1 protein-coding gene is annotated in these 522 nt (G+C 47.9%); it reads left to right on the plus strand.

What is annotated here, in order from left to right:
• Positions 1-477: IS3 family transposase (locus AC6CHQ_RS16350; RefSeq protein WP_498082074.1), on the plus strand; the 477-nt coding region annotated here is incomplete at its 5' end.
• Between the last annotated feature and the right edge of the window lie 45 nt (positions 478-522).

A 522-nucleotide genomic window follows, 5' to 3' on the forward strand; every position in this document is an offset into this window, starting at 1 on the left:
CTGACTGATATTACCTATCTGTATCACGGCAAGGGCCAACCTGCCTACCTATCGGTTGTGAAGGACGTGGCGACCAAGGAAATTCTCGCTTATGAACTGACGACCAGCCTTTCCATGCCAATCGTGTACCGGACGCTGGACAAGCTTGAAGAAGCTCTTGGAGAGAACCTACATCCGGAAATCATCCTGCATTCAGACCAAGGGGTCCACTACACCCATCCCGAGTACCAGAAATATCTCAAGGACATGAAAATCAGACAATCGATGTCCCGAAAGGGAAACTGTTTGGACAACGCGCCGATGGAATCCTTCTTTGGGCATATGAAAGATGAACTCGAGTTCAGACAATGTCGTACTTTCGATGAGCTCAAGCAGCTGGTGGATGAGTACATTTATGAGTACAACAACCACCGATATCAATGGAATCTAAAAAAGATGACTCCGGCACAATACCGGAGTCATCTCATCGCCGCCTAGGCAGGGGTTTTTATTAAACTGTCCGCTTTATGGGGTTCGGTTCAG

The sequence above is a fragment of the Bhargavaea sp. GQ12 genome (assembly GCF_059758705.1).